29 protein-coding genes and 1 pseudogene are annotated in these 23,518 nt (G+C 60.7%); 15 read left to right on the plus strand and 15 right to left on the minus strand.

The features are described 5' to 3' along the window. Window positions 1–86: 86 nt before the first annotated feature. Together RlegSU303_RS14055 and RlegSU303_RS14060 are read right to left on the minus strand one after the other, a co-directional pair. The gene (locus tag RlegSU303_RS14055; protein ID WP_131719062.1) at window positions 87–509 is read right to left on the minus strand and encodes a hypothetical protein; all 423 of its coding nucleotides are present in this window, start codon (window positions 507–509) and stop codon (window positions 87–89) included. A 68-nt stretch (window positions 510–577) separates the two neighbouring features. Then, entirely contained in the window at window positions 578–1,066 is a 489-nt protein-coding gene (locus tag RlegSU303_RS14060) for a hypothetical protein (protein WP_131719063.1), read from the minus strand. A 145-nt stretch (window positions 1,067–1,211) separates the two neighbouring features. Here RlegSU303_RS14060 and RlegSU303_RS14065 point away from each other — a divergent pair, with 145 nt between their 5' ends. The 4 genes from RlegSU303_RS14065 (at window position 1,212) to ftsZ (ending at window position 5,756) form a co-directional block, all read left to right on the plus strand. Continuing rightward, the gene (locus RlegSU303_RS14065) at window positions 1,212–1,901 is read left to right on the plus strand and encodes a response regulator transcription factor (protein WP_131719064.1); all 690 of its coding nucleotides are present in this window, start codon (window positions 1,212–1,214) and stop codon (window positions 1,899–1,901) included. Beyond that, window positions 1,898–3,322 carry a sensor histidine kinase gene (locus RlegSU303_RS14070; RefSeq protein WP_131719065.1) on the plus strand — a complete coding sequence of 475 codons (1,425 nt, stop codon included), beginning with the start codon at window positions 1,898–1,900 and terminating at the stop codon, window positions 3,320–3,322. The genes RlegSU303_RS14065 and RlegSU303_RS14070 overlap by 4 nt, the downstream gene beginning before the upstream one ends. 402 nt (window positions 3,323–3,724) lie before the next feature. After that, entirely contained in the window at window positions 3,725–4,333 is a 609-nt protein-coding gene (locus RlegSU303_RS14075) for a hypothetical protein (RefSeq protein WP_131719066.1), read from the plus strand. Window positions 4,334–4,736: 403 nt separating this feature from the next. Continuing rightward, window positions 4,737–5,756 (plus strand): cell division protein FtsZ, encoded by a 1,020-nt coding sequence (ftsZ, locus tag RlegSU303_RS14080; RefSeq protein WP_131719147.1) that lies wholly within the window; start codon window positions 4,737–4,739, stop codon window positions 5,754–5,756. 110 nt (window positions 5,757–5,866) lie between these two features. Here ftsZ and RlegSU303_RS14085 read toward each other — a convergent pair whose 3' ends face one another. Beyond that, window positions 5,867–6,079, minus strand: a complete 213-nt coding sequence (locus RlegSU303_RS14085; RefSeq protein WP_017961052.1) for a hypothetical protein — start codon at window positions 6,077–6,079, stop codon at window positions 5,867–5,869. Window positions 6,080–6,625: 546 nt separating this feature from the next. Further along, on the minus strand, window positions 6,626–8,161 hold the full coding sequence (locus RlegSU303_RS14090) for an Ig-like domain-containing protein (RefSeq protein WP_131719068.1): 1,536 nt from the start codon (window positions 8,159–8,161) through the stop codon (window positions 6,626–6,628). Here RlegSU303_RS14090 and RlegSU303_RS14095 point away from each other — a divergent pair. The 3 genes from RlegSU303_RS14095 (at window position 8,160) to RlegSU303_RS14105 (ending at window position 9,722) form a co-directional block, all read left to right on the plus strand. Then, window positions 8,160–8,552 (plus strand): hypothetical protein, encoded by a 393-nt coding sequence (locus RlegSU303_RS14095; protein WP_131719069.1) that lies wholly within the window; start codon window positions 8,160–8,162, stop codon window positions 8,550–8,552. The two genes, RlegSU303_RS14090 and RlegSU303_RS14095, sit on opposite strands and share 2 nt — an antisense overlap. 96 nt (window positions 8,553–8,648) lie before the next feature. Further along, complete coding sequence (locus RlegSU303_RS14100) at window positions 8,649–9,059, plus strand: hypothetical protein (RefSeq protein ID WP_131719070.1); 411 nt, start codon at window positions 8,649–8,651, stop codon at window positions 9,057–9,059. Window positions 9,060–9,407: 348 nt separating this feature from the next. Then, entirely contained in the window at window positions 9,408–9,722 is a 315-nt protein-coding gene (locus tag RlegSU303_RS14105; protein WP_131719071.1) for a hypothetical protein, read from the plus strand. Window positions 9,723–9,850: 128 nt separating this feature from the next. Here the strand turns inward: RlegSU303_RS14105 and RlegSU303_RS34375 are convergent, their stop codons facing one another. Both RlegSU303_RS34375 and RlegSU303_RS14115 read right to left on the minus strand, forming a co-directional pair. Next, the gene (locus RlegSU303_RS34375) at window positions 9,851–9,991 is read right to left on the minus strand and encodes a type II toxin -antitoxin system TacA 1-like antitoxin (RefSeq protein WP_315857869.1); all 141 of its coding nucleotides are present in this window, start codon (window positions 9,989–9,991) and stop codon (window positions 9,851–9,853) included. 179 nt (window positions 9,992–10,170) lie between these two features. Continuing rightward, window positions 10,171–10,995, minus strand: coding sequence for a helix-turn-helix transcriptional regulator (locus RlegSU303_RS14115; RefSeq protein ID WP_131719072.1), 825 nt, complete (start codon window positions 10,993–10,995; stop codon window positions 10,171–10,173). Window positions 10,996–11,086: 91 nt separating this feature from the next. On the opposite strand from RlegSU303_RS14115, the gene RlegSU303_RS14120 reads away from it, so the two are divergent. After that, window positions 11,087–11,977, plus strand: a complete 891-nt coding sequence (locus RlegSU303_RS14120) for an SDR family oxidoreductase (protein ID WP_131719073.1) — start codon at window positions 11,087–11,089, stop codon at window positions 11,975–11,977. 111 nt (window positions 11,978–12,088) lie between these two features. On the opposite strand, the gene RlegSU303_RS14125 is transcribed toward RlegSU303_RS14120, so the two are convergent. After that, window positions 12,089–12,298: a hypothetical protein gene (locus RlegSU303_RS14125; protein ID WP_072637971.1), complete on the minus strand. Its 210-nt coding sequence runs from the start codon at window positions 12,296–12,298 to the stop codon at window positions 12,089–12,091. A 1-nt stretch (window position 12,299) separates the two neighbouring features. After that, complete coding sequence (locus RlegSU303_RS14130) at window positions 12,300–12,500, minus strand: hypothetical protein (RefSeq protein WP_017961057.1); 201 nt, start codon at window positions 12,498–12,500, stop codon at window positions 12,300–12,302. A 556-nt stretch (window positions 12,501–13,056) separates the two neighbouring features. Here RlegSU303_RS14130 and RlegSU303_RS14135 point away from each other — a divergent pair. Continuing rightward, the gene (locus RlegSU303_RS14135) at window positions 13,057–13,230 is read left to right on the plus strand and encodes a hypothetical protein (protein ID WP_165507519.1); all 174 of its coding nucleotides are present in this window, start codon (window positions 13,057–13,059) and stop codon (window positions 13,228–13,230) included. A gap of 90 nt (window positions 13,231–13,320) precedes the next feature. On the opposite strand, the gene RlegSU303_RS14140 is transcribed toward RlegSU303_RS14135, so the two are convergent. Then, the gene (locus RlegSU303_RS14140; RefSeq protein WP_131719074.1) at window positions 13,321–13,809 is read right to left on the minus strand and encodes an anthrone oxygenase family protein; all 489 of its coding nucleotides are present in this window, start codon (window positions 13,807–13,809) and stop codon (window positions 13,321–13,323) included. 90 nt (window positions 13,810–13,899) lie between these two features. Between RlegSU303_RS14140 and RlegSU303_RS14145 the strand changes: the two genes are divergently transcribed. Both RlegSU303_RS14145 and RlegSU303_RS14150 read left to right on the plus strand, forming a co-directional pair. Then, complete coding sequence (locus RlegSU303_RS14145; RefSeq protein WP_131719075.1) at window positions 13,900–14,499, plus strand: TetR/AcrR family transcriptional regulator; 600 nt, start codon at window positions 13,900–13,902, stop codon at window positions 14,497–14,499. A 143-nt stretch (window positions 14,500–14,642) separates the two neighbouring features. Next, a complete protein-coding gene (locus tag RlegSU303_RS14150) occupies window positions 14,643–15,575 on the plus strand; it encodes a hypothetical protein (protein WP_131719076.1) in 933 nt (310 codons plus the stop codon). A gap of 46 nt (window positions 15,576–15,621) precedes the next feature. Here RlegSU303_RS14150 and RlegSU303_RS14155 read toward each other — a convergent pair whose 3' ends face one another. From RlegSU303_RS14155 to RlegSU303_RS14175, 5 genes and pseudogenes are all read right to left on the minus strand, one after another. Continuing rightward, window positions 15,622–16,065 (minus strand): SRPBCC family protein, encoded by a 444-nt coding sequence (locus tag RlegSU303_RS14155; protein WP_025395108.1) that lies wholly within the window; start codon window positions 16,063–16,065, stop codon window positions 15,622–15,624. 213 nt (window positions 16,066–16,278) lie between these two features. Then, a pseudogene (locus tag RlegSU303_RS14160) lies at window positions 16,279–16,691 on the minus strand (GFA family protein). 158 nt (window positions 16,692–16,849) lie between these two features. Beyond that, window positions 16,850–17,542: a type 1 glutamine amidotransferase domain-containing protein gene (locus tag RlegSU303_RS14165; protein ID WP_131719077.1), complete on the minus strand. Its 693-nt coding sequence runs from the start codon at window positions 17,540–17,542 to the stop codon at window positions 16,850–16,852. 226 nt (window positions 17,543–17,768) lie between these two features. Next, window positions 17,769–18,068, minus strand: coding sequence for a DUF6958 family protein (locus tag RlegSU303_RS14170; RefSeq protein ID WP_131719078.1), 300 nt, complete (start codon window positions 18,066–18,068; stop codon window positions 17,769–17,771). Then, a complete protein-coding gene (locus tag RlegSU303_RS14175) occupies window positions 18,061–18,600 on the minus strand; it encodes a GFA family protein (protein WP_131719079.1) in 540 nt (179 codons plus the stop codon). The genes RlegSU303_RS14170 and RlegSU303_RS14175 overlap by 8 nt, the downstream gene beginning before the upstream one ends. Window positions 18,601–18,723: 123 nt before the next feature. Between RlegSU303_RS14175 and RlegSU303_RS14180 the strand changes: the two genes are divergently transcribed. Beyond that, window positions 18,724–19,392 (plus strand): TetR/AcrR family transcriptional regulator, encoded by a 669-nt coding sequence (locus RlegSU303_RS14180; protein ID WP_131719080.1) that lies wholly within the window; start codon window positions 18,724–18,726, stop codon window positions 19,390–19,392. Between the two features lie 226 nt (window positions 19,393–19,618). Next, window positions 19,619–20,095 (plus strand): DUF4168 domain-containing protein, encoded by a 477-nt coding sequence (locus RlegSU303_RS14185; protein WP_131719081.1) that lies wholly within the window; start codon window positions 19,619–19,621, stop codon window positions 20,093–20,095. A 149-nt stretch (window positions 20,096–20,244) separates the two neighbouring features. Here RlegSU303_RS14185 and RlegSU303_RS14190 read toward each other — a convergent pair whose 3' ends face one another. Continuing rightward, on the minus strand, window positions 20,245–20,631 hold the full coding sequence (locus tag RlegSU303_RS14190) for an ectoine synthase (RefSeq protein ID WP_131719082.1): 387 nt from the start codon (window positions 20,629–20,631) through the stop codon (window positions 20,245–20,247). A gap of 130 nt (window positions 20,632–20,761) precedes the next feature. Between RlegSU303_RS14190 and RlegSU303_RS14195 the strand changes: the two genes are divergently transcribed. Together RlegSU303_RS14195 and RlegSU303_RS14200 are read left to right on the plus strand one after the other, a co-directional pair. Further along, window positions 20,762–21,640 (plus strand): LysR substrate-binding domain-containing protein, encoded by an 879-nt coding sequence (locus tag RlegSU303_RS14195; RefSeq protein ID WP_131719083.1) that lies wholly within the window; start codon window positions 20,762–20,764, stop codon window positions 21,638–21,640. Window positions 21,641–21,852: 212 nt separating this feature from the next. Beyond that, window positions 21,853–23,508 (plus strand): putative bifunctional diguanylate cyclase/phosphodiesterase, encoded by a 1,656-nt coding sequence (locus RlegSU303_RS14200; RefSeq protein WP_131719084.1) that lies wholly within the window; start codon window positions 21,853–21,855, stop codon window positions 23,506–23,508. Window positions 23,509–23,518: the final 10 nt, after the last annotated feature.

The raw sequence follows: 23,518 nt of genomic DNA on the forward strand, positions 1-23,518 counted from the left end.
CACGGCCCCGAGAAACCCGCAAAACCACCCGCGAGAAAACGTGGGTGGTTGCATGATCGTGTGGCACCCGCCTCAGGCGCGGATGATCAATCCTGCCCCTGCAGGCGGTCCATCACCTGGAGCAGCAGATCGGCGCAGACCTTCATCGGCTCGTCCTCGGCGCATTTCAGGTCGATCTGGGTGTTCCCATCCTCGATCCGGAAATGGGCTGCCTTGGAGTGCGGCGGAGGGAGCGGGCGATGCCGACGGAAGCCCCTGTCGCCGCGGAAGCCCATGTCGCCTCTCCGACCATGCCAGCGGTAATCAGGGCGATCTCCCGGCCGCGCATCCGGCCGGTCCGTCATCTGCTCATCGTCATCAGGAGTGGACGGAGACGGCGGCGGAGGTGGCGAGCCGGCTTCCGCCGCTGCCGGTGGAGTCCCGGCGGATGGCGGAGCGGGCGGCTGTTGGGCGAAGGCGGTGCCGGCCAGTGCCGCAAGGGCAAGGCCTGATAGGAGAAGTCGTTGCATGGAAGCGTTCCTTTCGGAGTTAGGAGGCGTGTCTGTAAACACCGCAGCGCGGCTTTAGTTCACGCCCGTCACGGCCTGTGATCGAAATCGGCAAATCGTCTGTGCGGAGGACCTTTCGGCGGACGAAGCGCTTCGGTTCGCCCATCCTGACGAACAAGGTAGCTCGCATGCACGAAGCCATCGTCGAAGCGTCCCTGCACGGTGACGGCTTCATCCTTCGCGACAAGATCCCCACCCTCGCCGGCTCGGCCGGTTTCAACAAGCGCCCTGCCGCTCTCGTCCTGCAGCACGAATTTGTTGCCGTAGATCTCGGCAACCTTGCCCTTGATGGTGACGAGGCTGGTGGCCGGCATGGCCGAAATCGCCACCGGCATCAGCGGCGCCATTTCGGGCATGGGACGCATCATCTTCACGGCGCTCGCGCCCCCGGCAGCCCCGATAACAAGCGCCACGGCGGCAGCGATCACCGGGATCGCCAGCCGGCGCCGGCGGTGTTCTGGCGGCACGGGCGTGGCAGCACCTTCGGGATGCGCGTTGTTCTGGTCTTCGTTCGGCATATATCTTCTCCTTGCTTCAGTAATGGCCGCAATCTAGCCGCCACACCCCCTCGCCTGCCTGAACCTCTCCGTTCAGATTGAGTTAAGCTCGGCCCGATAGTTTTGGCCCGTCCCCTGAGACGCCCTGCGATGAAAGCCCTGCCCCATGCGCGTACTGCTCGTCGAAGATGACGAAGATCTGAGCGGCCGGATCGCCGCCGTGCTGCGATCGGAAAATTTCGTCGTCGATATCGCGCGCAACGGCGAGGATGCTCTCCATGCGGGCCTGACCGAACTCTTCGATGTCGCGATCCTCGACCTCGGCCTGCCGAAGATCGATGGCGTCGGCGTGCTGAAGGGCTGGCGCGAGGGCGACCGCAACCTGCCGGTTCTGGTGCTGACGGCGCGCGATGGCTGGCCGGACAAGGTCTCGAGCTTCAAGGCCGGCGCCGACGATTTCCTTGCCAAACCCTTCAAGGTGGAAGAACTGGTGCTGCGCCTGCGCGCTTTGGTGCGCCGGGCATCCGGTCACGCCGCCTCGCGGCTCGTCTGCGGCGCGTTGGTCTTCGACGCCCAGCTCGGCACCTTCGAGCTCGACGGCCTGCCGCTGAAGCTGACGGCGCTGGAGTGGCGGGTGCTCTCCTGCCTGATGCTGCGCAAGGAGATGATCGTCGACCGGCGCGAACTCACCGAGCGCGTCTATGACGGCGATGCCGAAGTCGACTCCAATTCCATCGAAGTCATCATCGCTCGCCTGCGCAAGAAGCTCGGGGGTGAACGCATCGAGACGATGCGTGGCCGTATCGAGACGGTGCGCGGCCGCGGCTATATGCTGACGGCGGCAGTGGCGCCATGAAGGCCCCCTCCCTCAAGCCGAAGTCGATCGCCGGCCGACTGCTGATGTTCTCCGGCATCTTCGTGACACTCGCCCTCGTTGTCGCCGCCATCGTGCTGTGGCTGGCGCTGAAGACTGTCGTGCGCGAGCAGGTCGACCAGCGGTTGGACATCCAGATCGGCGCCCTGGCCGCCGCGGTGACGCGCGACGCACAAGGCAGGATCACCTTGTCCGCGCCGCTCGACGCGCCGCCCTTCGATCGCCCCTCCTCCGGCTGGTACTGGCAGATCGACGATGGGCAGCAACGCCTGACCTCCCGCTCCCTGATGAACGGCACGATAGACGCACCGCCGCCACGGCAGGACCTGCGCCATGTGCTGATGGGCATGCCGACATCAGGCAGGGGCGGTGATCGAGGAAGAGGGCCGCTCTACCTGCGCCAGGCAGTGCGCAGCATTGACGGCATGACGCTGACGATCACCGCGACGGCGCCGATGATCGCCCTCGTCGGCCCGACGCTCCGCGCGCTCTTCTGGCTGGTGCCCTGCATGCTGCTATTAGGGCTCGTGCTGATGGCGGGCACGCTCTGGCAGATCCGCTTTGGTCTCAGGCCGCTGAAATCCATGGCGGCCAATATCGATGCCATCAACCGGGGAGAACGCGCCCGCCTGCCCGATGAGGCGACCAAGGAACTTGCGCCGCTCTCGGCGAAGACCAATGCACTTCTGGCGGCCAATGAAGAGAGGCTTGCCGCAACCCGCATGCAGTTCGCCAATCTCGCCCATGGCCTCAAGACGCCGGTGGCGAGCCTGCTGCTGGCGCTCGACGAGAAAAACGATGCGCAGGGCGCATTGCGCAGCCTCGCCGCCCGCATCGACAACCGGATCAAACACCACCTCGCCGCCGCCCGCCGCGTGATGGCCTCATCAGACAATGTCGCCAGCACCGACCTGGCGGCATCGGTCGCCGATCTCCACCGGGCGATCGGCCAAATCCATGCCGAGCGCAGCATCGCCTTCCACACCGATATATCAAAGGGCCTGCGCGTCGCCTGCGACGAAAGCGATGTCGAGGAAATGCTCGGAAACCTGATCGACAACGCCTTCAAATGGGCCGCCTCACACGTTACCGTCCGCGCCCACCGCGACGGCCCAACCGCCCGCATCGTGATCGAAGACGATGGGCTTGGGATACCACCGGACCGCCTCGCTGCTGTGCTGCTGCCGGGTGTGCGGGAGGACGAACATGTGCCGGGCAATGGGTTTGGGCTGAGTATCGTGAGCGAACTGGCGGGATTGTATGGCGGGTCGCTGGTGCTGGAGGCGAATGGGGCGGCGGGCTTGCGGTGTGTGCTGTGTTTGCCTGTGGTGGTGGGGCTGGTCCTGCGTGATGACGACAAGCTAACCAATGGCATCATTCGTTCAGATGAGCTCAACCCGTGACAAGCCTGTGGAGGCGGCGCCAAGCGATCGTGCTTCGGAGGACCGGGGCCGCTTCAGCTATATCCGCCAGTAATGCTGGAAGTTCGTGGGGCATGTAAGAAGGCTGTAAGCCGATAACCCGATCCGCGACATCCAGAACTTCATGTGGCCAACGTTCCGCAAAGGGGTCGGCTTTGTCAGCGTCCACAGTACAGACGACATATCCCGCCTCTTCGAAGGTTTCCTGCTCGCATTCAGCGGCTTCGGCCCTTACGCAGATATGTCGTTGTGACCAGCATCGCGACCGCGATCAACTGGTCGTGTTTCAGATAGGTCATCAGTGCCACGCCCTCTTCTTCAAATCGCCATCTCTCCTGCGTGTTATTGTTGATCAGGGAATCAATAAATGACCGGTAGCTAAACGTGGCAGAGTCGGAAAAACATGATGACAAGTTTACGTGGACATATGCAATCTGGTATTTGCCGTACCTGGCGCAAAATTGGCTATGGTGGCTGGCCCCCAAATGGGACTGGTGGATCATCGGCCTTATCACTCTCGCGCTGACCGTGATCGCGATCGCCGGTTCCATCTGCATCAACTTGGCGCGGCGGCGCTGGTGGCGTGTGGTGTCGCTCTTGATCACGCCCCTTCCGTGGCTAGTCATTATTTACATCGTTGCTGCTACCGGCATAACGCCCGACAGCGTTCGATTTGCTTTGAACAAGCAAGCGTATCTGGCAGAGATCGAACGAACCGGTGTGGCGAGCGGTGAGCCGCGGTTCAGGACATTTGCATTGGACAGTATGTTCAAGGCGATAACATCCACGACGCTTGTGTATGATGAGAGTGATGAGATTGCCTTGCCCAGCGGCGAGCAATCCGCCGCCTGGCAACAGCGAACCCAAAAATTGTGCTCGGAAAAGAAAGAATGCGTCAATCTCTATCCTGGTTCGGACTGGCCCTTCAACGTCAGCAAAGTTGGCGAACACTTCTATATTGTGTATCAAAACGTCATTGACGCGTTTCCCTAGCGAACTCCTTTTTCGTCATGCTCGGGCTTGTCCCGAGTATCTGCAGCCGGTGCAGCGGATCCTCGGCTCAAGGCCGAGGATCCGCTGAGTCAAGAGCGACGGCTGCCGGCAAACTGAGGGAAGTCGATCTATCGCATGGTCCTCTTTTACGCTCTGCTGACTTTTTGGTTGCTCATCGCGCTCGATCGGCGTCGCAACAGAGTTTACGGTGACCCTGAAGCGTAATTCTCAGCTCCCGGCTTAATGCTCCCTCCCTGAATGCCGCACCAAGCCCCCTTCCTGATAACCGCTCTCGCCGAGACGTCTTTCGCCTCGCCTCTGCCTTGTTGCTCGCGTATCCTTACGCACGATTCGCCGTCCGCAAACGAGGGTGGGCATGAACGAAGCATCAAAGGAGAGCGCGATGACGGACGCCAAGAGCGGCATTTCGGGACTACGGCCGCATATTACAGTCATTGGCGTCGGTGGCGGTGGTGGCAATGCGATCAACAATATGATCGCGGAAAAGCTGGCGGGCGTCGAATTCGTCGCCGCAAACACGGATGCTCAGGTGCTGGCCACCTCCAAGGCGACGCGCCGCATCCAGCTTGGCGCGAATGTGACGGAGGGTCTCGGCGCCGGTTCGCTGCCTGAGGTCGGCCATGCGGCGGCCGAAGAGTCGCTCGATGAGATCATGGATCACCTGGCCGGCTCGCACATGTGCTTCGTCACCGCCGGCATGGGCGGCGGAACGGGCACGGGTGCTGCACCTGTCATCGCCCGCGCTGCGCGTGCCGCCGGCATCCTGACGGTCGGCGTCGTCACCAAGCCCTTTACCTTCGAAGGCAACCGCCGGATGCGGATGGCGGAAATCGGCATCGAGGCGCTTCGCCAGGCGGCCGATACGGTCATCGTCATTCCCAATCAGAACCTCTTCCGCATTGCTGATGCAAAAACGACGTTCGCCGATGCCTTCATGACGGCCGACCGCGTGCTCTATGCGGGCGTCGGCTGCATTACCGACCTGATCGTCAAGGAAGGCCTGATCAACCTCGATTTCGCCGACGTGAAGTCGGTCATGGCAGGCATGGGCCGCGCCATGATGGGCACTGGCGAAGCCTCCGGTGAAAGCCGCGCGATGAAGGCGGCGGAAGCGGCGATTGCCAACCCGCTTCTCGACGATATCTCGATGCGCGGCGCCAGGGGTGTACTGATCTCGATCTCCGGCGGTTCGGATATGACGCTGTTCGAAGTGGACGAGGCGGCAAGCCGCATTCGTGACGAAGTGCAGGAAGACGCCGATATCGTCGTCGGCGCGATCTTCGACCGCAGCCTCGACGGCAAGTTCCGCGTCTCGGTCGTGGCAACCGGCCTTGAAGGCAGCCCGCTGCCCGCATCCGCGCCTCACGCCGCCGAGCAGGTTCAGACGCGCACGCTGCAGTAAGCGCAGCGGCGCGACATATCCGAGCACGGCAGCATGCCGCGTCTTTTAGGACGCGCGGCGCTGTCATGCGCTCCGGGAAATCGCCGCGATCACCGGTCGTTGATTCGCGATCACCTGTCGTTGATCGTGGGAAGGTGCGTTACAACCTCTACGCGGCGCTTGTCATCCAGCGGCTCAATGTGCTTCTGCCAGAAGGCCTCGGCCTCCGGCGTGTCATCCTCCCAGTGGCGGATTTTAACGATATTGTCATCGATCTTGGCCAGCCGCTTGCCGCCAAGCCGCAGGTATTCCTCCGCCAGTTCTTTCGATCGGGTCGTTTGCATGTCGTGTTCCTCCAAGGCGAACCGAAAGGCCGATCGTCATTACCGGGTTGGCCGGCAATCGGCATCCCCGTTATAGGCGCTTCCGCGCCTTCCAGTTAAACAGTACGGCCGGATCATGGTTCCAGATCATCGGCCGAAACCGGTCCAGGCGACCGGCTGAAGGCGTCGGCCGCCATCCATGTTCCGCACGGCCCGCCGCTCTTGCTGCCGGGACAGCCGGAGACGGCTCGTACTGGCTGGAGAGCGGCCTTGTCCGGAACGGCAAGACTGCATACGTCGGGGCGATCTCGACCGCAGCCTCGACGGCAAGTCCCGCGTCTCAGCGGTAGCGACCGGCCCGGAAGGCAGCCCGCTGCCCGCATCCGCGCCTCACGCCGCCGTTAAACGCCCCGCCGCGAAGAGAACGGGCGGGGCGGCGTAGTCAGAGCGGTAAGGCCCAATAGAGCGTCGTGCGTCCTTTCGGATGCACAAAGGACGCTCTAACACTTTCAATCCTCGCATCGTGCTTTCCGAAAATCGGTTCCGATTTTCGGGCCGATGCGCTAGCTAGACGAACAGGACGTCCGAGATATTGTGCACCACGGCGATTTCATCGGTCCCGGTGTTGGTGAGGTAGAGATTATCCGCCGCTGAGTCATAGACCACGTTGGTGATCAAGTCGTCTCCCGGTATGGCGATGTTGACGTCGACCGTTGTCTTGACCCCGGTTTTGAAGTCGAAGGCCGTGCCGATATGCTCGCTGCTGGAGGAATCGCCGAAGAAGAACGTGCCGTCGACGGCGAAGCCGTAACCGAGCGAGCCGGCGGCGAAGGTCTTCGACTCGGTCGGGTTCAGCGTGTCGGGATCGATTTTGGAGACCTGCCAGGTGGAATCATCGATGCGGCCGACGACGTAGATACCGGTCGAATCCTGCATCGTATTGACGGCCGTGAATCCACCCCAGTCGAACGTACCCGCCCCATTCTCGCCGATGAGGCCGGGGATCGGGTCGCCCTGCTGATCGGACGATCCATCGGCGGCATCCCACTTTGCGAGATAGGTCTGATCGGGGAAAGGGTCCTCCTCGCCTCTCGCCTCGTTGGTTCGGCCGATGATCTCGCCGCCGCGGACCGAAAAATAGGTTCCGCCGATGTCATATTCGCCCTTGTCATAGTCGCCGAGAGAGATGGCGCCGCTGGCATGGTCGGCTTCGAATGCCGCGGCGTTGTCGTAAATGCTCACCATGGAATCATCTGGGAAACCATGGCCGGAGCTGACGTAATACTTGCCCGTTAGCGGATCGACCGCGACCCCCTGGAGTTCGTAATGGTCCAGGAAGGGGCGCACCACATCCGCCTGGGCCTCGACATGATTGGTGTTCAACGACTTCCCGTCCGTCACGCCGTCGACGGTCAGGGTGATCACGCCGGCATCCGCGTGACCGGCGCCGTCAGAGACCTTGTAATATTGGAGTTTCTCCGTGACATGCTCGCCATCATCGAGGCCCGCCTTGACGGCCGGATTGAGATCGTAGGTGAAGCTTCCATCGCCTGCGAAATGGAAGGTGCCGAATTCGCCCGCCACGTCGGTCGTCTGCCCTTGCCCGGCAGGAATGCTGGTGCCCTCGACCGAACGCAGGAAGAGCGTGCCCGCCTCTCCCGGGTGATCATTGGCAAGTACGTTGCGGGCCATCTCGCTTCCTTCGTGGAAGGAGAAGGCGTCGTCGACCGCGACCGGCGGGCTCGTGACCCCGTGAATGTCGAGCTTGAAGTGGCCGACATCGGTGTTGCCGGAGCCGTCGGAGATCTTGTAGCCGATCGTCTCCGTCAGCGTCATCCCGTCAACGAAGCCCGCCTTAACGGCCTCGTTCAGTGTATAGGTATAAGAGCCGTCGGCCTTGACGTGGAACGTGCCGTATTCACCCTCGATATCGGTGATCTGCCCGGCCGTCTTGGCAAGCGCCCGCTCGCCGTCGAAGAAGTTGAGAAACATATTGCCGGAGCCCCCGGCCAGATCATTATCCAGCAGATTGCCTGAAATCACGTCATTCTCGGAAGCGCTCCTGACATCATCGACTGCCACAGGTTTTGCAAGCACTGTCATGGATATCTCCTTCAAGATCCATTCGCCTTGGTCTATCGGGAGGAAAGCAGCTGAAATCGGGACGGTCAATGAATTTTCTAGCATGGGTAGTATTTTAGGATTTCACAGCTTTGTCATGCTTGGAGGCTTCGCCCAGGCGGATACCTCCGACCCAGACAGCACCATCAAAACCGAAGCGGCGACCAAAGCCGCGGCACGATATGAATTCATTGAAATCCTCCATCCGCGCGGCTCAAATCTTGCGCGCGTTGATGCACAGCAATCACTGGAGATTTGTCGGGATTGGGGCGATGACGAACGCTATGTAATCGACAGAAATTGCGACCGCCGACCGTTTGCAAAGCAGCCGCGATCGTCGCGATGCGTCTTTTCACAGTCTGCACCTCAATAATTGCTGGAAAAGGAACAAGGCTCAATCCGAAGGCTGCACTCTGCTTGACTCCCCCAAAAATTAAATGTTTGTTCAAGCAAAAATTGAGGGTTTACAGTGAAAAGTATTTTTTCTTATTTGATTGCAGCGGCAATGATTGCACTTTGTGGCTGCACCACAACCTCCGACAGCTTCCGGCAGAAGTCCGTATCCAAAACGGTGCTCAGCGGTGAGAAGACGAAGTTGGGCCAGACCTGGCATGTCAACAAAGACTGCAGCTTTGTCGGTTATCTGCCTACTCACGTCATCGAACAACCCAAGCACGGGCGTTTCCAGCTCGTCCGCGAGCCGGTCTTTCCCTACGAAAAGGGAGAGCTTGCGAAATGCCGAACGGTCAAGGTGCAAGGCGAGGTTGGCTACTATATTTCGGAACCAGGCTACATCGGCAGCGACAAGATCGTTGTCAGATCTCCCTCCGGAAATGGGAGGGTCGACGAGACCATCATGAATGTGAATGTCGTCAAGTAGCAGGCCCCGGCCCGGCGGTCCAACATTCAGCCGCCGGGCACGCCGCTTTTCACACGAGCTTCAGCGCCCATTCTTGGCCGTCCTTCGGCCCCTAAATTGCGATCGTCGACCGCTTGCAGCGCAGCCGCGGTCTTTTCACAGACTGCACCTCAATAATTCCTGGAAGCGAAACAAGGTTCAATCCAGAGTTGGTACTATGCTTGACTTCCCGAAAAATTCAATGTTTGTTCAAGCAAAAGTTGAGGGTTTACAGTGAAAAGCATTTTTACATATTCGATATTGGCAGTCGCGACAATTTCTCTTTCGAACTGCACGACGACGTCAAATATCAGACATGATTCTCACCGGATGACAGCACGCAGCGGCGAAAGGACGTCGGTGCTGCAGAACGTCCACCTCAATGGCGACTGCAAGTTTATTGACTATCCTCGTGTAGATATCGTGGAGCAGCCCAAGCATGGGCGCATCGAGATTGTCCACCAGCCGGTTACCGCTGATTCAGGCGGCAAGAAGATGAAATGCGACAAAGTCAAAGCGGATGGCGTTGCTGTCTATTACACATCGCAGCCAGGCTACGTCGGCAGTGACAAGTTCATTATCAGGACTCCCGAGGATCATGGCCGCATCGAAGAGGGCGTGGCCGAAGTGAAGGTCGTCAAATAGGGGGCGCAATCAGCGCGCCACTGCATACCAAGAATGACCGCCAAGCGCTTTTGATGCAGCCGCCATTGTCGCGAGATCGAAGGATTTGCGATCGTGATGTTTGCCGAGCGGCTTTTTATGCCAAACCCTCACGGCAAGGCTCCGGCAGCCGCCAGCAGCTTTTCGTTCGGCAGAGGCGAACTTTCCAAGAGTCCGAGAATGCGCCCGTAGTCGCGTTCCGATGCTTTGATGACCTCCGCTTCGGCGATAACAGCATCCGCCTCACGCATGCGGATTGCGTCACGAATTGGTGAGATCCGTATTGCTAAGTGCTGCTGCCCGCACCAGCTTGGCTTTCGCTGAGGCGGCAATCCCCAGGCTCATACGCTCATTGCCTTCAATGGCTACTCTCGGCATGGCAAGGCTCCAACTGTACTTACTCAAAGCGTGCGTATGATGGTGACACATATCAGCCCAGCAAACTCCTGATCTTCCCCGCATCCGCCGCCGTCGCCGGATTATAGACCACCATGCTGAGGTCCGGCCGGCCATCCACCTGGAAGGCCGAATATTCGAAGGAGAGCAGTCCAAGCACCGGGTGTTTGATGTGCTTGGCGCCTTCACCGTGGGTGCGCACGTCGTTGTCGCGCCACATCGCCAGGAATTCGGGGCTCTTGCGGCAGAGTTCGTCGACGAGGGGCTCGACCTCAACTGCGGCCCCGGCGCGAGCCGCGTCCACGCGGAAGGCAGCGACGACGAAGCGGGCGACGCTTTCCCAGTCGTATTGGGCAGCGCGCACGCGGGGATCGAGGAAGATGAAGCGCAACACGTTACGCTCTTCCGGCGGCAGCGCGCCGTAGTCGGTCAGAAGCACGGTTGCCGCCCGGTTCCAGGCGACGACGTCCCAGATCGCGGTGCGGATCAGCGCGGGGCTCGGGTCCAGCGCATCGAGCACGCCCTGCAACCTCGGCGTCACGCCCTCTTGCCTGTGGTAGCGCACCTCGGGCGGCCGGCCGAGGCCGATGAGGAAGAGATGCTCGCGCTCGACATCCGTCAGCATCAGCGCGCGAGAGATCCGGTCGAGCACGTCGGCAGACGGCGCTCCGCCGCGCCCCTGCTCCAGCCAGGTGTACCAGGTCGGGCTGATATTGGCGCGGCTAGCCACCTCCTCGCGGCGCAGCCCGGGCGTGCGCCGTCTCTCCCCCGCAAAGCCGAAGGCGGCGGGATCGAGCCGCACGCGACGGTCCTTCAAATAGGTGCCAAGCGGGTTGTCCAAGGTGACGAATTCACTCATCCTGTTAGCGTTTATACCATGATAATGTCACTACTTTACCATGATATAGGCAGGGCCGATATGTGTCTCCTGCAAAAACTGGAGATATCACATGCGCGTATTCGTTACTGGAGCCACCGGCTGGGTCGGCTCGGCCGTCGTCGACGAACTGATCGCTGCCGGGCACAAGGTGTTGGGCCTCACCCGCTCTGACAAGGGAGCGGATCAACTGGCGGCTGCCGGCGCCGAAGTCCATCACGGCACGCTCGATGATCTCGAAAGCCTGAAGCGCGGCGCGGCCGAGACCGACGGCGTGATTCACACAGCTTTCAACCATGATTTCTCGAAATTCGCCGAAAACTGCGCCCTCGACCGGCGCGCCATCGAGGCGCTCGGCGAAGCCCTCCGGGGCACCGGACGTCCCCTGCTGGTCACGGCCGGCCTCGGCCATGCGCCCGGCCGCATCGGCACCGAAAAGGACCCGCCCATGCCGACGTCGGAGACCTATCCTCGCGCCTCCGAAATCACCGCGGTATCGCTTGTCGCTCGTGGCGTGCGCGCCTCCACCGTCCGCCTCCCGCCCTCGGTGCATGGCCATGGAGATCACGGCTTCATGCCCATCCTGATCGATCTGGCCCGGCGCAAGGGCGTCTCCGCCTATATCGGCGAAGGGCAGAACCGCTGGCCGGCCGTGCACCGGCTCGATGCCGCCCGCGTCTATCGCCTGGCGCTGGAGCGCGGCGCCGTCGGCGGCCCGTTCCTGGCCGTCGCGGAAGAGGGAGTTGCCTTCAGGCAGATTGCCGAGGTCATCGGCCGGCGGCTCGATGTGCCCGCCGTCTCGCTCTCTCGGGAAGAAGCGGCCGAGCATTTCGGCTGGTTCGCCATGTTCGCCGGCTTCGATATCCCAACCTCGAGCGAGCATACCCGCACGCTACTAAGCTGGCAGCCGCAGCAATCGGACCTCCTCGCCGATATCGATCATCCCGCCTATTTCGGCGGGTAGCATCGGCCTCGATTGCTGGCCGCCTCAGGGTCCTTTGAAAGGCCCTTTGAGTGGACGTCCACCCGCGCAACAGACATTTCTGAAGCAATGGTATTATAACGACCCGGCTTCCTAGCGCGAGCGGCTCTCGTTCCTATCGGCGGGATCATAATTGATGTCCCAATCCTTCTGAGGCTTCTTCTTGCCGGGCGGGTTCTTGTTCACCGTCGCATCCTCGGAGCCGGTGATGACGGTCGGCTTGGCGCTGGCGACGCCGCTGCTCTTCCGGTCGGCCCGTGACTTGGCGAACTGGCCGGCCGCGTCTTTCTCGGGGTTGGCCATGTCAATCGCCCTTCTGCTTCAGCGCGTCACCGAGATCTCTGGTCTCGGGGTCGCGATTGTTTTCGCCATGCGCGTCGCGGTCGCGATCCGGATCGTCCTTGGCCTTCATGTAGCCACGAGGCTTATTTCCCTTCGGGCCTTCCCAGCGGGGTGACTGGTCGGTCGTGCCGGGGGCGCCGTCTTTCGGTGTCGTCATGCCCATCGTTGTTCCTCCTTGGTTGGAACAAGGAAAACCGAAAAGATCATCAACTGTTCCCGCGGCAACAAGCAAGGTGACTGCGGCATTGACCGCGTGCGAATATTCCCATTGGGCGCGAAGGCTTTCCCAATTTTCCGGCTGCACGGTCCAGTTCTCCGTCGCCGCGTTCGCCGGCTGGGTGAAGACCATGAAGATGACGAGGTTGAGCGCGATCAGCGCCGCTGCCGCGACCGACAGCATCATGGCGGTTCCGTCGGCTCTGAGGGCCACGGCATTGCCGATATTCGCCAGAAGCGCCAGCGGCAAGAGGAGACCAACGATCCACCATCCGGTGTAAGCCTGCTGCGCAACGAAATAGTCAGCCTTCGCCATCCCGATCTTGTTCAAGAGCGTGAAGGCGTGCGCCGCGGGTGCTGCGAGTGCCAGGCCCGTTATGATGACGGCGAGGAATCTCATGGCGGATAAACCGACCGCGAGGTGATGGGTTCCTGCAGAAAATATGGAACAGTGTCGTCCGCCATCGGTTGACCAGAGGTCCACCTCAAACATGGAGCCGAAAATGAGCAAGACCAACGTTCGTCAACTTCAGAAACGCGCTGAACAGCAGGTCAAGAACACCAGCGCCGGCGGCCATCTCGGCGGCACCTATTTCGGGCAGCAACCGGACGGAAAAACCGCCTCGTCGACCACCAACGACAGCGCCAAAGCGCGGCCGAATGACGGAAGCAACTGAGTTGTTTCCGCCGCTGTTAGCGCCAAAAGATAGCGTACCGGATGGCATGGCGGTTCAAGGTCGTCACCGGCGAGATCGGGGGCAAAGCCGTCATAGCCTTGCCACCCCCAGAGCTGCAAAAACCAGGGCTATTCCGGAAGCCAGCGCCCTCACCTGGTTCCAGACCTGCCATCGCTGCGAGTAGTCCAGCCAGATATCCCGTGCCGCCGCGACGTCGTCAGGGACGGCACTCGCGGCGAGCGCCTCGTTCATCGGCACGTTCACCGTAAGTGTGAGCATCAGCCCGAAAACCAGATAGACGGCCGCCGCCGCTCCGAACCAGAAAGCCGCCGCTCCGCGGCCGCTGAAATGCGCGGCTGCGACAGTCAGCCCGAGAACGACGGGCGTCAGGAAGAAGGCCGGGAAAAACACCGCGTTGCGGACCGACGCATTCATCGCCTGCATGGCCGCGATCGCCACCCGCGGATCGGCCCGATCAAGTCCCCACATCGTCGAACAGACCCAGGCATAGAAGAAGCCGAAGATCGCGCCTGAGAAGACGACCGATGTTACCGACAGTCCCAGAACCGTGCTGCGCATCGACTTTCTCCAAAACCGTATTTTCTTGTACGCCTTTACATAGACGTATAAGATTGTACGGTTATCGTCAAGACGATGCGAGTGGCCGGAATGCGGGAAGACACGAAAACCAGGCGTCAAGCCGAGATCGAGACGGCGGCCTACGAGCTTCTGAAGGAAAGAGGCTATCGCAGCACATCGATGCTCGATATCGCCAAGGCGGCGAAAGCCTCCAATGAAACACTCTATCGCTGGTACGGCGACAAGAATGGCCTCTTCAAGACGATGGTCGAAAGCAATGCCAGAGCGACAAAAGCGGCGTTCAATACGGCGATAGCGGACGATGTGGATCCCCTGGAAACCCTCGGGCGCGTCGCGCCGATCCTGCTTTCGATGCTGCTTGGCGACAAGGCAATCTCCCTGAACCGGGCCGCCGCCGCCGACGAAAGCGGCGAACTGGGAGCGACGATCGCCGCCGCCGGCCGCGATAGCGTCTTTCCGCTGATGGAGAAGCTGATCGGCCGCGGCCTTGAAACGGCAGCGCTGGCGGCGCCTTCGGCAGGTGTGGCGGCCGAATGGTTCCTGAGCCTGCTGATCGGCGATCTGCAGATCAGGCGGGTGAACCGCACGCTGCCCGAACCGTCGGACGAGAATATCCGCGCGCGCGCCACCGCCGCCATGAGCGCATTCGGAAAGCTCTGCGGCGCATAGAGCAATCCGAGTAAAGTGCTGTCACCACCCTTGCCCGCGCCGATCGATCCAGCCGCTATTGATCGGCGACGCCTCCGCTCTAGCTTCTGCTCGCGGCCGAGCGGCCGCGGGATACGATCTTTGGGCGAAGGCGGAGGGGCGACGTGACATCCTATTCGATTGACGATGCGATCCGGGAACTTGCCCCGGCTCTCGGCAAGGCGCCGGCAGGCGCGGTCAGCGGCGATTGGACTGCCACCACGATGCAGGCGGGGCACGCCTCCCGGACGGGCGGCTACCTCGATGCCGAGGGAAAGCATGTCCCGGAGGATTCCAGGCATCCGCTCGACATCATCGCGAATGTCGTCGAAAAGCTCGATGCCTCAGGGGAGCCACGCTTCAACAAGGTGGTGATCCGCTGGAAGAAGCCGAAATTTCCCTTCATGCAGGCGAAGATCACGCTCGAAACCAGTTATGACCAAACGATCGTGCCGCGCGGCCCCGACGACCCGATCTACGAGACCGCTGCCGCTGCGCGGCGCGCCTTCTGGCAGAACCGGGGCACGCTGCAGGAGGACTTTGCCGTCGAGCGCGGAACGGCCAATATTCACGCCCAAACAAAATGGTTCGGCCCGCATCGCCGCATCCTCGCCATCCATGCGCCGGGAAGGCTGACACTTGCCACCGACGGGCTGTCGACCCCCTGGGCCGGCATATCCGAGCCGGAGAACGGCGTCGAATGCGAGCTTTTCATGGAATTCGACGCCACGACACTGGAGGCGGCCGGGATCGAAAACTGGGCGAACCTGTTGATCAACATCGGCGACCTCGTGGCAGACGGTTATCGTGTCGCCCGCGATGTCGAAAAGCACGGCGCCATCCTGTTCTGCCGGCTGACGGAGGATTACCGCCCAATGACCCGCATCATGCTGAGCCGCGACCCCGAGCGCATCGACGGCCTGCCTTTCGGCTCCGTGCCGCTGATCCGGGCAACGCCGATCGCGGAAACCGAAATCGAAGGGCAGGATCTTTCCGACGACTGGGGCGCTGCGGCCGCCCGCAACGCCCTGGCCAAACGCGGCATGAGGATTGATTGATGTCGCCGATGCCGGACGATTGCCGTCCGGCCGGCGCGGTCCTGCGCTATTCCTGGATGTCGGGTTCGACGACCCTGGCGAGGTTTCGCAGTGACTCCTGCCAGCCGAGATAGCAAGCCTCGGGCGGAATGACGTCAGGCACGCCTGCCTGCACGATATCCACCTCGGTGCCAACCGAAACCTTCTTCAGCGTCACCGTGACTTCCATTTCGCCGGGCAGGTTGGGGTCCTCGAATTTGTCGGTGTAGCGCAGGCGTTCGCCGGGGACGAGCTCGAGATATTCGCCGCCGAAGGCGTGGCTATTGCCCGTCGTAAAGTTGCGGAAGGACATTCTGAAGGTGCCGCCGACAACCGGCTCCGAATGATGCACGGTGCAGAGGAAGCCGTTCGGCGGAAGCCACTTGGCAAGCGCGTCCGCCTCCAGGAATGCGCGATAGACTTTCTCTGGGCTGGTCGCCAGAACGCGGTGCAGGCGTATTGTACTCGGCATGGTCGTGATCCTTTTGAATGGACGGAATGGACGAACCTAGGACGGGTAAGGCTTGGCCGATCCGACACCGGATCGAACTTTTCTTCAAGAAAAATTGCTTAAAGCATGTCGCGCAAAAGTCTGCAGCGGTTGCGATAACGATATGCGTGGAAACAAAGACCTAAAGCGCAAGGAGAAAATCTGAAAGATTGCGACGCTTTAGGGCATCGCGGCTCAACCAGGCATGCCATCGAACTGCGGAAGATCGAGCGGCCTTGCCCAGGCGAGCCGCCGCCTGGCGAACATTTCGACCCCCGGCTTGATCAGTTCGGGCCGGTCCAGGCTGCCGAGCGTCACGAAGACGAGGCCGGGGAAGCTCTCGAGGTTGCTGCTGAACAATCGGGCGCCGCAATCGGGGCAAAAGTTGCGGTCGAGCCCCTTGCCTGAATCGGCGATGTAATGAAACGCCTTCGGGCTGCCGCTGATCACGGTGAAATCATCCTGGGTACGGCGAAGAACGTGGCGGCCTCGCCGCCCGTCGCCCTCTTGCAGTCCAGGCAATGGCAGTTGGCGACAAAGTTCGGGTCGGTATCGAAGGCAAATCTCACTGCGCCGCAGGCGCATTGCCCCGTATATTTCCTGGTCATGTCACGTGCCTCACATCCCGTGTTCGAACGTTTGCGATGGCTCTGCCTCGCCGTCGTGCGCAGACGTCGTCGAGACGCGCCTGCGGCCGGGGTTGGCACAAGCCGAATGAGGAAATCTCGACCTCCCCGGGAGCAATCGTTCCCAGGGGCTGAAGCGCTTAAGCCGCGGCCTGCTTTCTCAAGGCATCAAGCAGCGTTCGGGCGCCCTGCCTTGATGAGGCGGGGTTTTGGCCGGTGATCAGCAGGCCATCCTGGACGACATGCACGCCCCAATCCGCCGTCTTCGAAAACTTTGCGCCCTGCTCTTTCAGCACGTCCTCGAGCAGGTAGGGAACGACTTCGACCAGGTGCATGGCCTCTTCTTCGGAATCGGTGAACCCCGTGACTGCCCGGCCCTTGGCTATAGGCTTTCCATCCGGCGCCTTCACATTCGTCAGGATTCCCGGTGCGTGGCAGACGAGTGCCACAGGTTTTCCCGCCGCGAGCATATCCTCGATGAGCGACAGCGCATTGCGGTCGTTCGTCAGGTCCCAGAGTGGGCCGTGCCCACCGGGGAAGAACACGCTGTCATAGTCCGCCTGCTTGATTTCGGACAGCCTCAGGGTGTTGGCGAGTGCAGCCGTTGCCGCCTGGTCTCGCTCGAACCGTCGCGTGTCTTCCGTCTGGAATGCTGGCTCGTTGCTCTTCGGATCGAGCGGAGGCTGGCCGCCCTTCGGCGAAGCGAGCGTGACCTCGACCCCGGCGCCACGGAAAACAAAGTAAGGGGCGGCGAGCTCCTCGAGCCAGAAGCCCGTCTTCCTGCCGGTGTTTCCCAGTTGATCATGCGATGTGAGAACCATGAGAATTTTCATTGCTCAGCTCCTTCCAGCCGGCCGGCGGACAACGCCGTCGGCACCCGGATTTACGGTGAAATACTGCCTGCAGATCTCATGCTGAAACGGGAAGGGAGATAGAGCGGCTGCGCTGCGAAACAAGCTCTCCCGCGCGGTGTTTGCTGGAATTGCTTTCGCCGAAGCCGAACCAGACAAACGGAGGTCGCCCGCGACATCCGTTCCCTCGGCTGAGCCGACAGACGTCTCAAGGGCATTTGAAAAGCCTGACCGGCTTCCCCGGCCCGCGCTGGATGATCCCCTTGGCTTCCAGATCCAATTGAACAGCCTTCAACCACCATCCGGCCTTCGCGCCGCCCGGGAATTCAACCTCGGAGAGGTGCGGCAGGATGCCGATGTTTGCCTCTGCTACGGTCAGTCCGGGTGCCTGCTCAGGCAATGCGGCCAGCAGAGCATGGCGCATTGCCATGTATTTGGCCTTGTTGACCCGCTCAGTGTGGTGCGGTGAGGTTATGCTTTCAATGAGGATTTTTTCGTCGTCAGGCATCGATAGCTCCTTTGATTGCGATGTCGGGGGCTTTGAAGCCCATCGCAATCCACGCGGTGAGAAGTCTGCCATAGAAGCCGGTCGTCGCCAGCGCGCCGGAAGGAACATCATCAGGCACACTCGCGCGAAAGGGCACATTCTGGGTCATCGTGCGCAATTGGAGAGGTGGAAGCTCGTCCTGCTTCCAGAGATTGCCGTAGAGGCTAAGCCAATGACCGCCCTTGAACTCCAGAAAAATGGGCGTGTTGCAGCAGGACGCCAGAATACGTCGCGTTGACGCGTTGGGGCCGAGGCGGAATTCCCGCAGATTTTCGGTTCCGGCCAAAAGGCTGACCCGATCCTTGCGATAAAGCACGTAGCGCGTACCGCCATGGATCGTCCGGATCGCCTCCGGCACGGAAAGCATCTCCAGCCTTCCGGCCGCGTCACTGCAGCTCTTGCAGTGACATTCCGCGCTGATGATCGGGGCGCCGCGCACTTCGAGGTGAAAGGTTCCGCAGGCACACGTCAGATGGGTTGTCTTGTTGTTCATGACATCGCTCGCTGTTGAGGATCATTGGATAGCAGCAAAATCAAACTAGACCGTTTGGTTCCGTTATAAGAACTAGACGGTTCAGTTTGATCGTGTCAAGTAGGGCTGGAGCGGAGATCGAGAATGTTGATACCGGGTATGGAAGCTGACCTGGCCCATGGGTGGGCCGGCACGCGTTCGGAGCGCAAACAAGCGGCGATCGTCGGTGCCGCGGCCGAAGTCTTTCTCAGCACCGGTTATGCCGGAGCCAGCATGGACGAAATCGCCAGCCGGTCCGGCGTGTCCAAGCAGACGGTCTACAAGCACTTCTCCAGCAAGGAGGCGCTGTTCGTTGCGGTGCTCACCCAGATGATGGGAGAGGCAGATACCGCCGTTCACACCGGCCTCCCCCAGATGGAGAACCGCGCTCAGCTGGAAGCCTATCTCCTTGACTATGCCGTCCGCCAACTCACCATCGTCCTGACGCCCGGGCTGATGCAATTGCGCCGGCTCGTGATTGCGGAGGCGCAACGCTTCCCGGAACTCGCCAAGCTGCTTTACGCGCGCGGCCCTGCACGGGCACTCGAGGTCATGGGCAGCGCTTTCGAACAATTGGCCGGCAAGAAGCTGCTGCAGTTCTCCGATGCAACGGTTGCCGCATCACAGTTCAACTGGCTGGTGATGGCCGATCCCGTCAACCGGGTGATGATGCTGGGCGATGCGGCCATTCCGACGAAGCAGGAGATTCACCGCCACGCCGAGGCGGCCGTCGCCACGTTCCTGGCGGCATTTCTGCATCCAGATAAGCGATGAACGACGCCGAGCGCCCGGGCGTCACAGCGGCGGTGACTGCAATTTTCCGCACGTGCCAACAGGCCGGCGGTCACAAAGCCGCCGCTCAATCGTCAGCAAATCGCCCCGTTACCGCCGCATCGTGCCCTCTTAAAGGTTCCATCGTCGCGACCTCGCCCGGCCTTTGAGGGCTGAGCGATCGACCGAGGCGGTCTTGCTGCCGATCAAATCATGCACTTGAAGAGGAATGAATATGATCACTCGCTACACATCTGTCGCAACATTGAGCGCGGCAGTCTTCAGTCTGCTTGCTTTCAGCCCGGCATCCGCTGTCGACATGGCCCAGGCGCAACAGCAGCCGGCACAAGCGTCGCCGCCGGCACAGGCACAGCCGCCGATGCAGGCACAGCCCGGCAACGGTGCGACGGCAGCCGTCAGCGATCAGAAAATCGAAGCCTTCGCCGTTGCCTATCTGCAGGTCGACAAGGTGAGACAGGAATATTCGGCCAAGATCGGCGCGACGAAGGACGAGGCTGCCAAGCAACAGCTGCAGGAGGAGGCCAAGAAGCAGATGGTCGACACCGTCCAAGCTTCTCCCGACATCTCCGTCGAGGAATATTCGTCGATCCTGACGGCCGCACAGAGCGACCCGGCTCTGGCCAAGAAGGTACTGGAAAAGATCGGCACGCCGCCGCCGGGCCAACAACAGCAGCCGCAGCAATAGGCTGCGCGGGCGCAGTAAGTCGCTACGAATAGGCAGCAGTGCCCGCCATTTGCCGGGCTCTGCTGTCCATCTCGGCAGTCGACGAAGAGATCGGCTAGAGCAGGATGTCGTCCGAAAACCGCTCACACTTTTCGGCATCATGCTCTGCTTCAGTATTGCGATCCGCTCTTATTGTTCAGGTCGTGCCGTTCGGTGCCCGCCAGCGGCGGGTTGAAGATGCTGACGAGAATGAGATCCTGATCCTTGCCGCCGCGCAGATAATGCCGGTCGTGCTTGTCGAGCACGTAGATATCGCCGGCGCGAATCGGAAAGACATTGCCGTCCATATCCTCCACTTCGCCCTCGCCCTTGATGCAATAGCATGCCTCCAGGTGATTGCGGTATTGAAGCAAGGCCTCGCTGTTGGCGCGAACGACGGTATGGCACACCGTAAAGCCCATGCCGTCGTCTTTGGTCAGCAAGCGGTGGCTCGTGCCGTTGCCCCAATCGACAAAACGCTCGGTGAGCTCCACCTCTTTCAGATTTCTGACGAACATCGCCGATTCCCCTGACAAATTATTGAAGATGCAGCGATGATTCATTTTCATCGCCCGCAACAATTAGCTATTGAAATCACTGGCATTTTCAAATGATGATTCCTGCGCCATCTGTTAGGAAATTTCACACATGCAGTTGCCGCCGTTAAACGCCCTGCGCGCCTTCGAAGCCACGGCCCGCCTGATGAGCCTTTCGAAAGCGGGTGACGAACTGCACGTTACCCATGCGGCGATCAGCCATCAGATCAAGCATCTGGAGACCTGGCTCGGCCGCAAGCTGTTACAGAAATCAGGCCGAGGCGTTGCGCTGACCGCAGCCGGCGGCGAATATTACCGCGCCGTATCAGGATCGCTGGCGGCGATCGCGCATGCGACCGGCAACATGCGGCGCGATCACAACATGCGGGCCATCACCGTCGGCTGCATTCCCTCGATCGCATCTCGCTGGCTCGTCCCGGCCCTGCCCTCCTTCCAGGACAGCGCCCCCGATCTCGACGTCAGGATCGTCTATGCCCGCGCCGAAGAACGCTTCGACGACGAGAGCCTGGACGTGCTGATCACCATGGGCGAGGATCTGAGCGGCAGCAGGGAAAGCCGCCTGCTCTTCTCCCGCCGCAACCAGCCTGTCGCCAGCCGCCATTACCTTGCCAAACGCAACTGGACGATCGACGACGTCTCGCTCACCGGCGCCGACCTGCTGCACGACGAATCCGTCGACGGCTGGAAGGAATGGTTCCGCAAGGCCGGCGAGAAAGCGCCGGAGCCGCTTCGAGGCCCCATATTCCAGGATTTCAATATGCTGGCGACGGCCGTGATCGCCGGCCACGGCGTGGCGCTCTGCCCCGTCGAGGTGTTCCGCTGCGAGATCGAACGCGGCGATCTGTTGGTGCTTTCCGACATCGCGACGGCAGAGAACCAGGGCTATTACGTCATATCGAACAGCTGGGCGAAAAAGCCAGTCCGCCGCTTTATCGACTGGTTCATGACTGAGTGCGGGTCGGGCGCGTGAGATCCCCTGCCCGCAGTTCGTCGAAGGGTCGCCGCCGAGACGATGGATGCAAATGGGTCGCGGCAATAAAGACGTTGCATAAGCCCATCCGAGCGCGAGTTGGGGATTGTTAATCAGAAATGCCTAATGTAAATCTTGGCGTGCACAAGTTGTGTTGGAGCTGATTTGCTACGATATCTGGTTATGACATGAGACTAGGGAGGGCCTCGGACATGCAGAAAATTCATGCGGCCCCCTCGGCGCTCGGACAAACAGAGGCAAAAGCTTCGAGCTCGATCGACCGGCTTTTGTTCTTTGACCGCGACTTCAATCCCGTCGAGAATTTGCTCGGCAATGAGCTGCCTGCTTCTGTCAAACCAGCTGCGTCGTTTTGGGAGCATTTTCCAGAACTGGACAAATCGGCGATTACACTCGCCCTCCGTTCATTGGGTGACAGTGCCCAACCCTTGCAAATATCGGGGGATCTTGGCACGCCAGCGTCGCACGGACTGACGATCTATCGGATCGGAGATCTGTTTGCAGTGGTTCGGTCCGAGGAATCTGCCGACGATGAGCGCGCAACCCTTCTGCATCTGGCCACCCACGATCCGCTCACTGGATTGCCGAACCGACGCCAGTTCAGCGAGGACCTCGCTGTGTTGTTACGGGAGGCCGCAGGCTCGAACGAAACTCTGTCCCTGATGCAACTCGATCTTGACGATTTCAAACCCGTTAACGACACGCTTGGGCATCCGGCCGGCGACAAGCTTCTTCAGCTCGCTGCAAGCCGCATTCAAGAGTGCCTTACCAGGGACGACAGAGCCTATCGACTGGCGGGTGACGAATTCACCGTCATATCAAGGGGCCCGGGACATCCCGCCAAAGGGCATCGGCTAGCGGAAGCTTTGGTTGATGCATTCAAAAAGCCCTTCACGATAGATGGCATCGCACTATTTGTCGGTGCCAGCATCGGCATATCTGCTGCTCCACCGGACGGTACAACTCCGGAGCAGCTGATGAAGGCGTCCGACGTCGCACTCTACGCCGCGAAAAAGGACGGGCGCGGTCGCGCAAGACCGTTTGATCCCTCAATGCTTGAGTTGCTGGAACAACGCGAACTGCTGCGCCGCAGCCTTCGCATGGCCCTGGTCCAAGAACAATTCTCTATTGAGTACCAACCCATCGCCGAGGGCGGCAGCATTGTCGGCTTCGAAGCATTGCTGAGATGGCACCATCCCCTCCTTGGAAAAATCCCGCCAACGGCATTTATTCCGATGGCCGAGGCCGATGGAATGATGCCGGAAATAGGTGCATGGGTTTTGGAGCAGGCGTGTCGCGAGGCAATGAAATGGCCGCAGAACTACATCGTCGCGGTCAATTTGTCCGCGGCTGAATTCTTGACAAGCGGCCTCACTGATCGGGTATCCCAAACGCTAGACTTGATCGGGTTGCCGCCAGACCGTCTGGAGCTTGAGATAACCGAAAGCGTGCTGCTTGAGCGGACCGTCAACAATATCGACACCCTGAATACTCTCAACGTGCTAGGGATACGAATCTCGCTTGATGATTTCGGGACCGAATATTCTTCGCTCAGCTATCTGAAGACATTCCCTTTCGACACGATCAAAATCGACAAATACTTTATCACCGACCTCGAAAGCGATCTGAAAGGCCAGGCAATCGTCCGCTGCATCGTTAACCTCGCACATGACCTCGACATGCAGGTGACAGCCGAAGGGGTTGAGACGCCGGGTCAGGCGGAATGGTTGCGCAGTGTGGGCTGCGACAGACTTCAAGGCTATTTGATTAGCAGGCCGCTTCCGGTCCAGGCGCTTGGCGAGTTCATCACCCGGGCGGAAGCATCCGTAAGCCCCGCGCTACCACAGTGAACAACCGATT

This window comes from Rhizobium sp. SU303, from assembly GCF_021052345.1.
In the GTDB taxonomy this organism is placed as follows: domain Bacteria; phylum Pseudomonadota; class Alphaproteobacteria; order Rhizobiales; family Rhizobiaceae; genus Rhizobium; species Rhizobium laguerreae.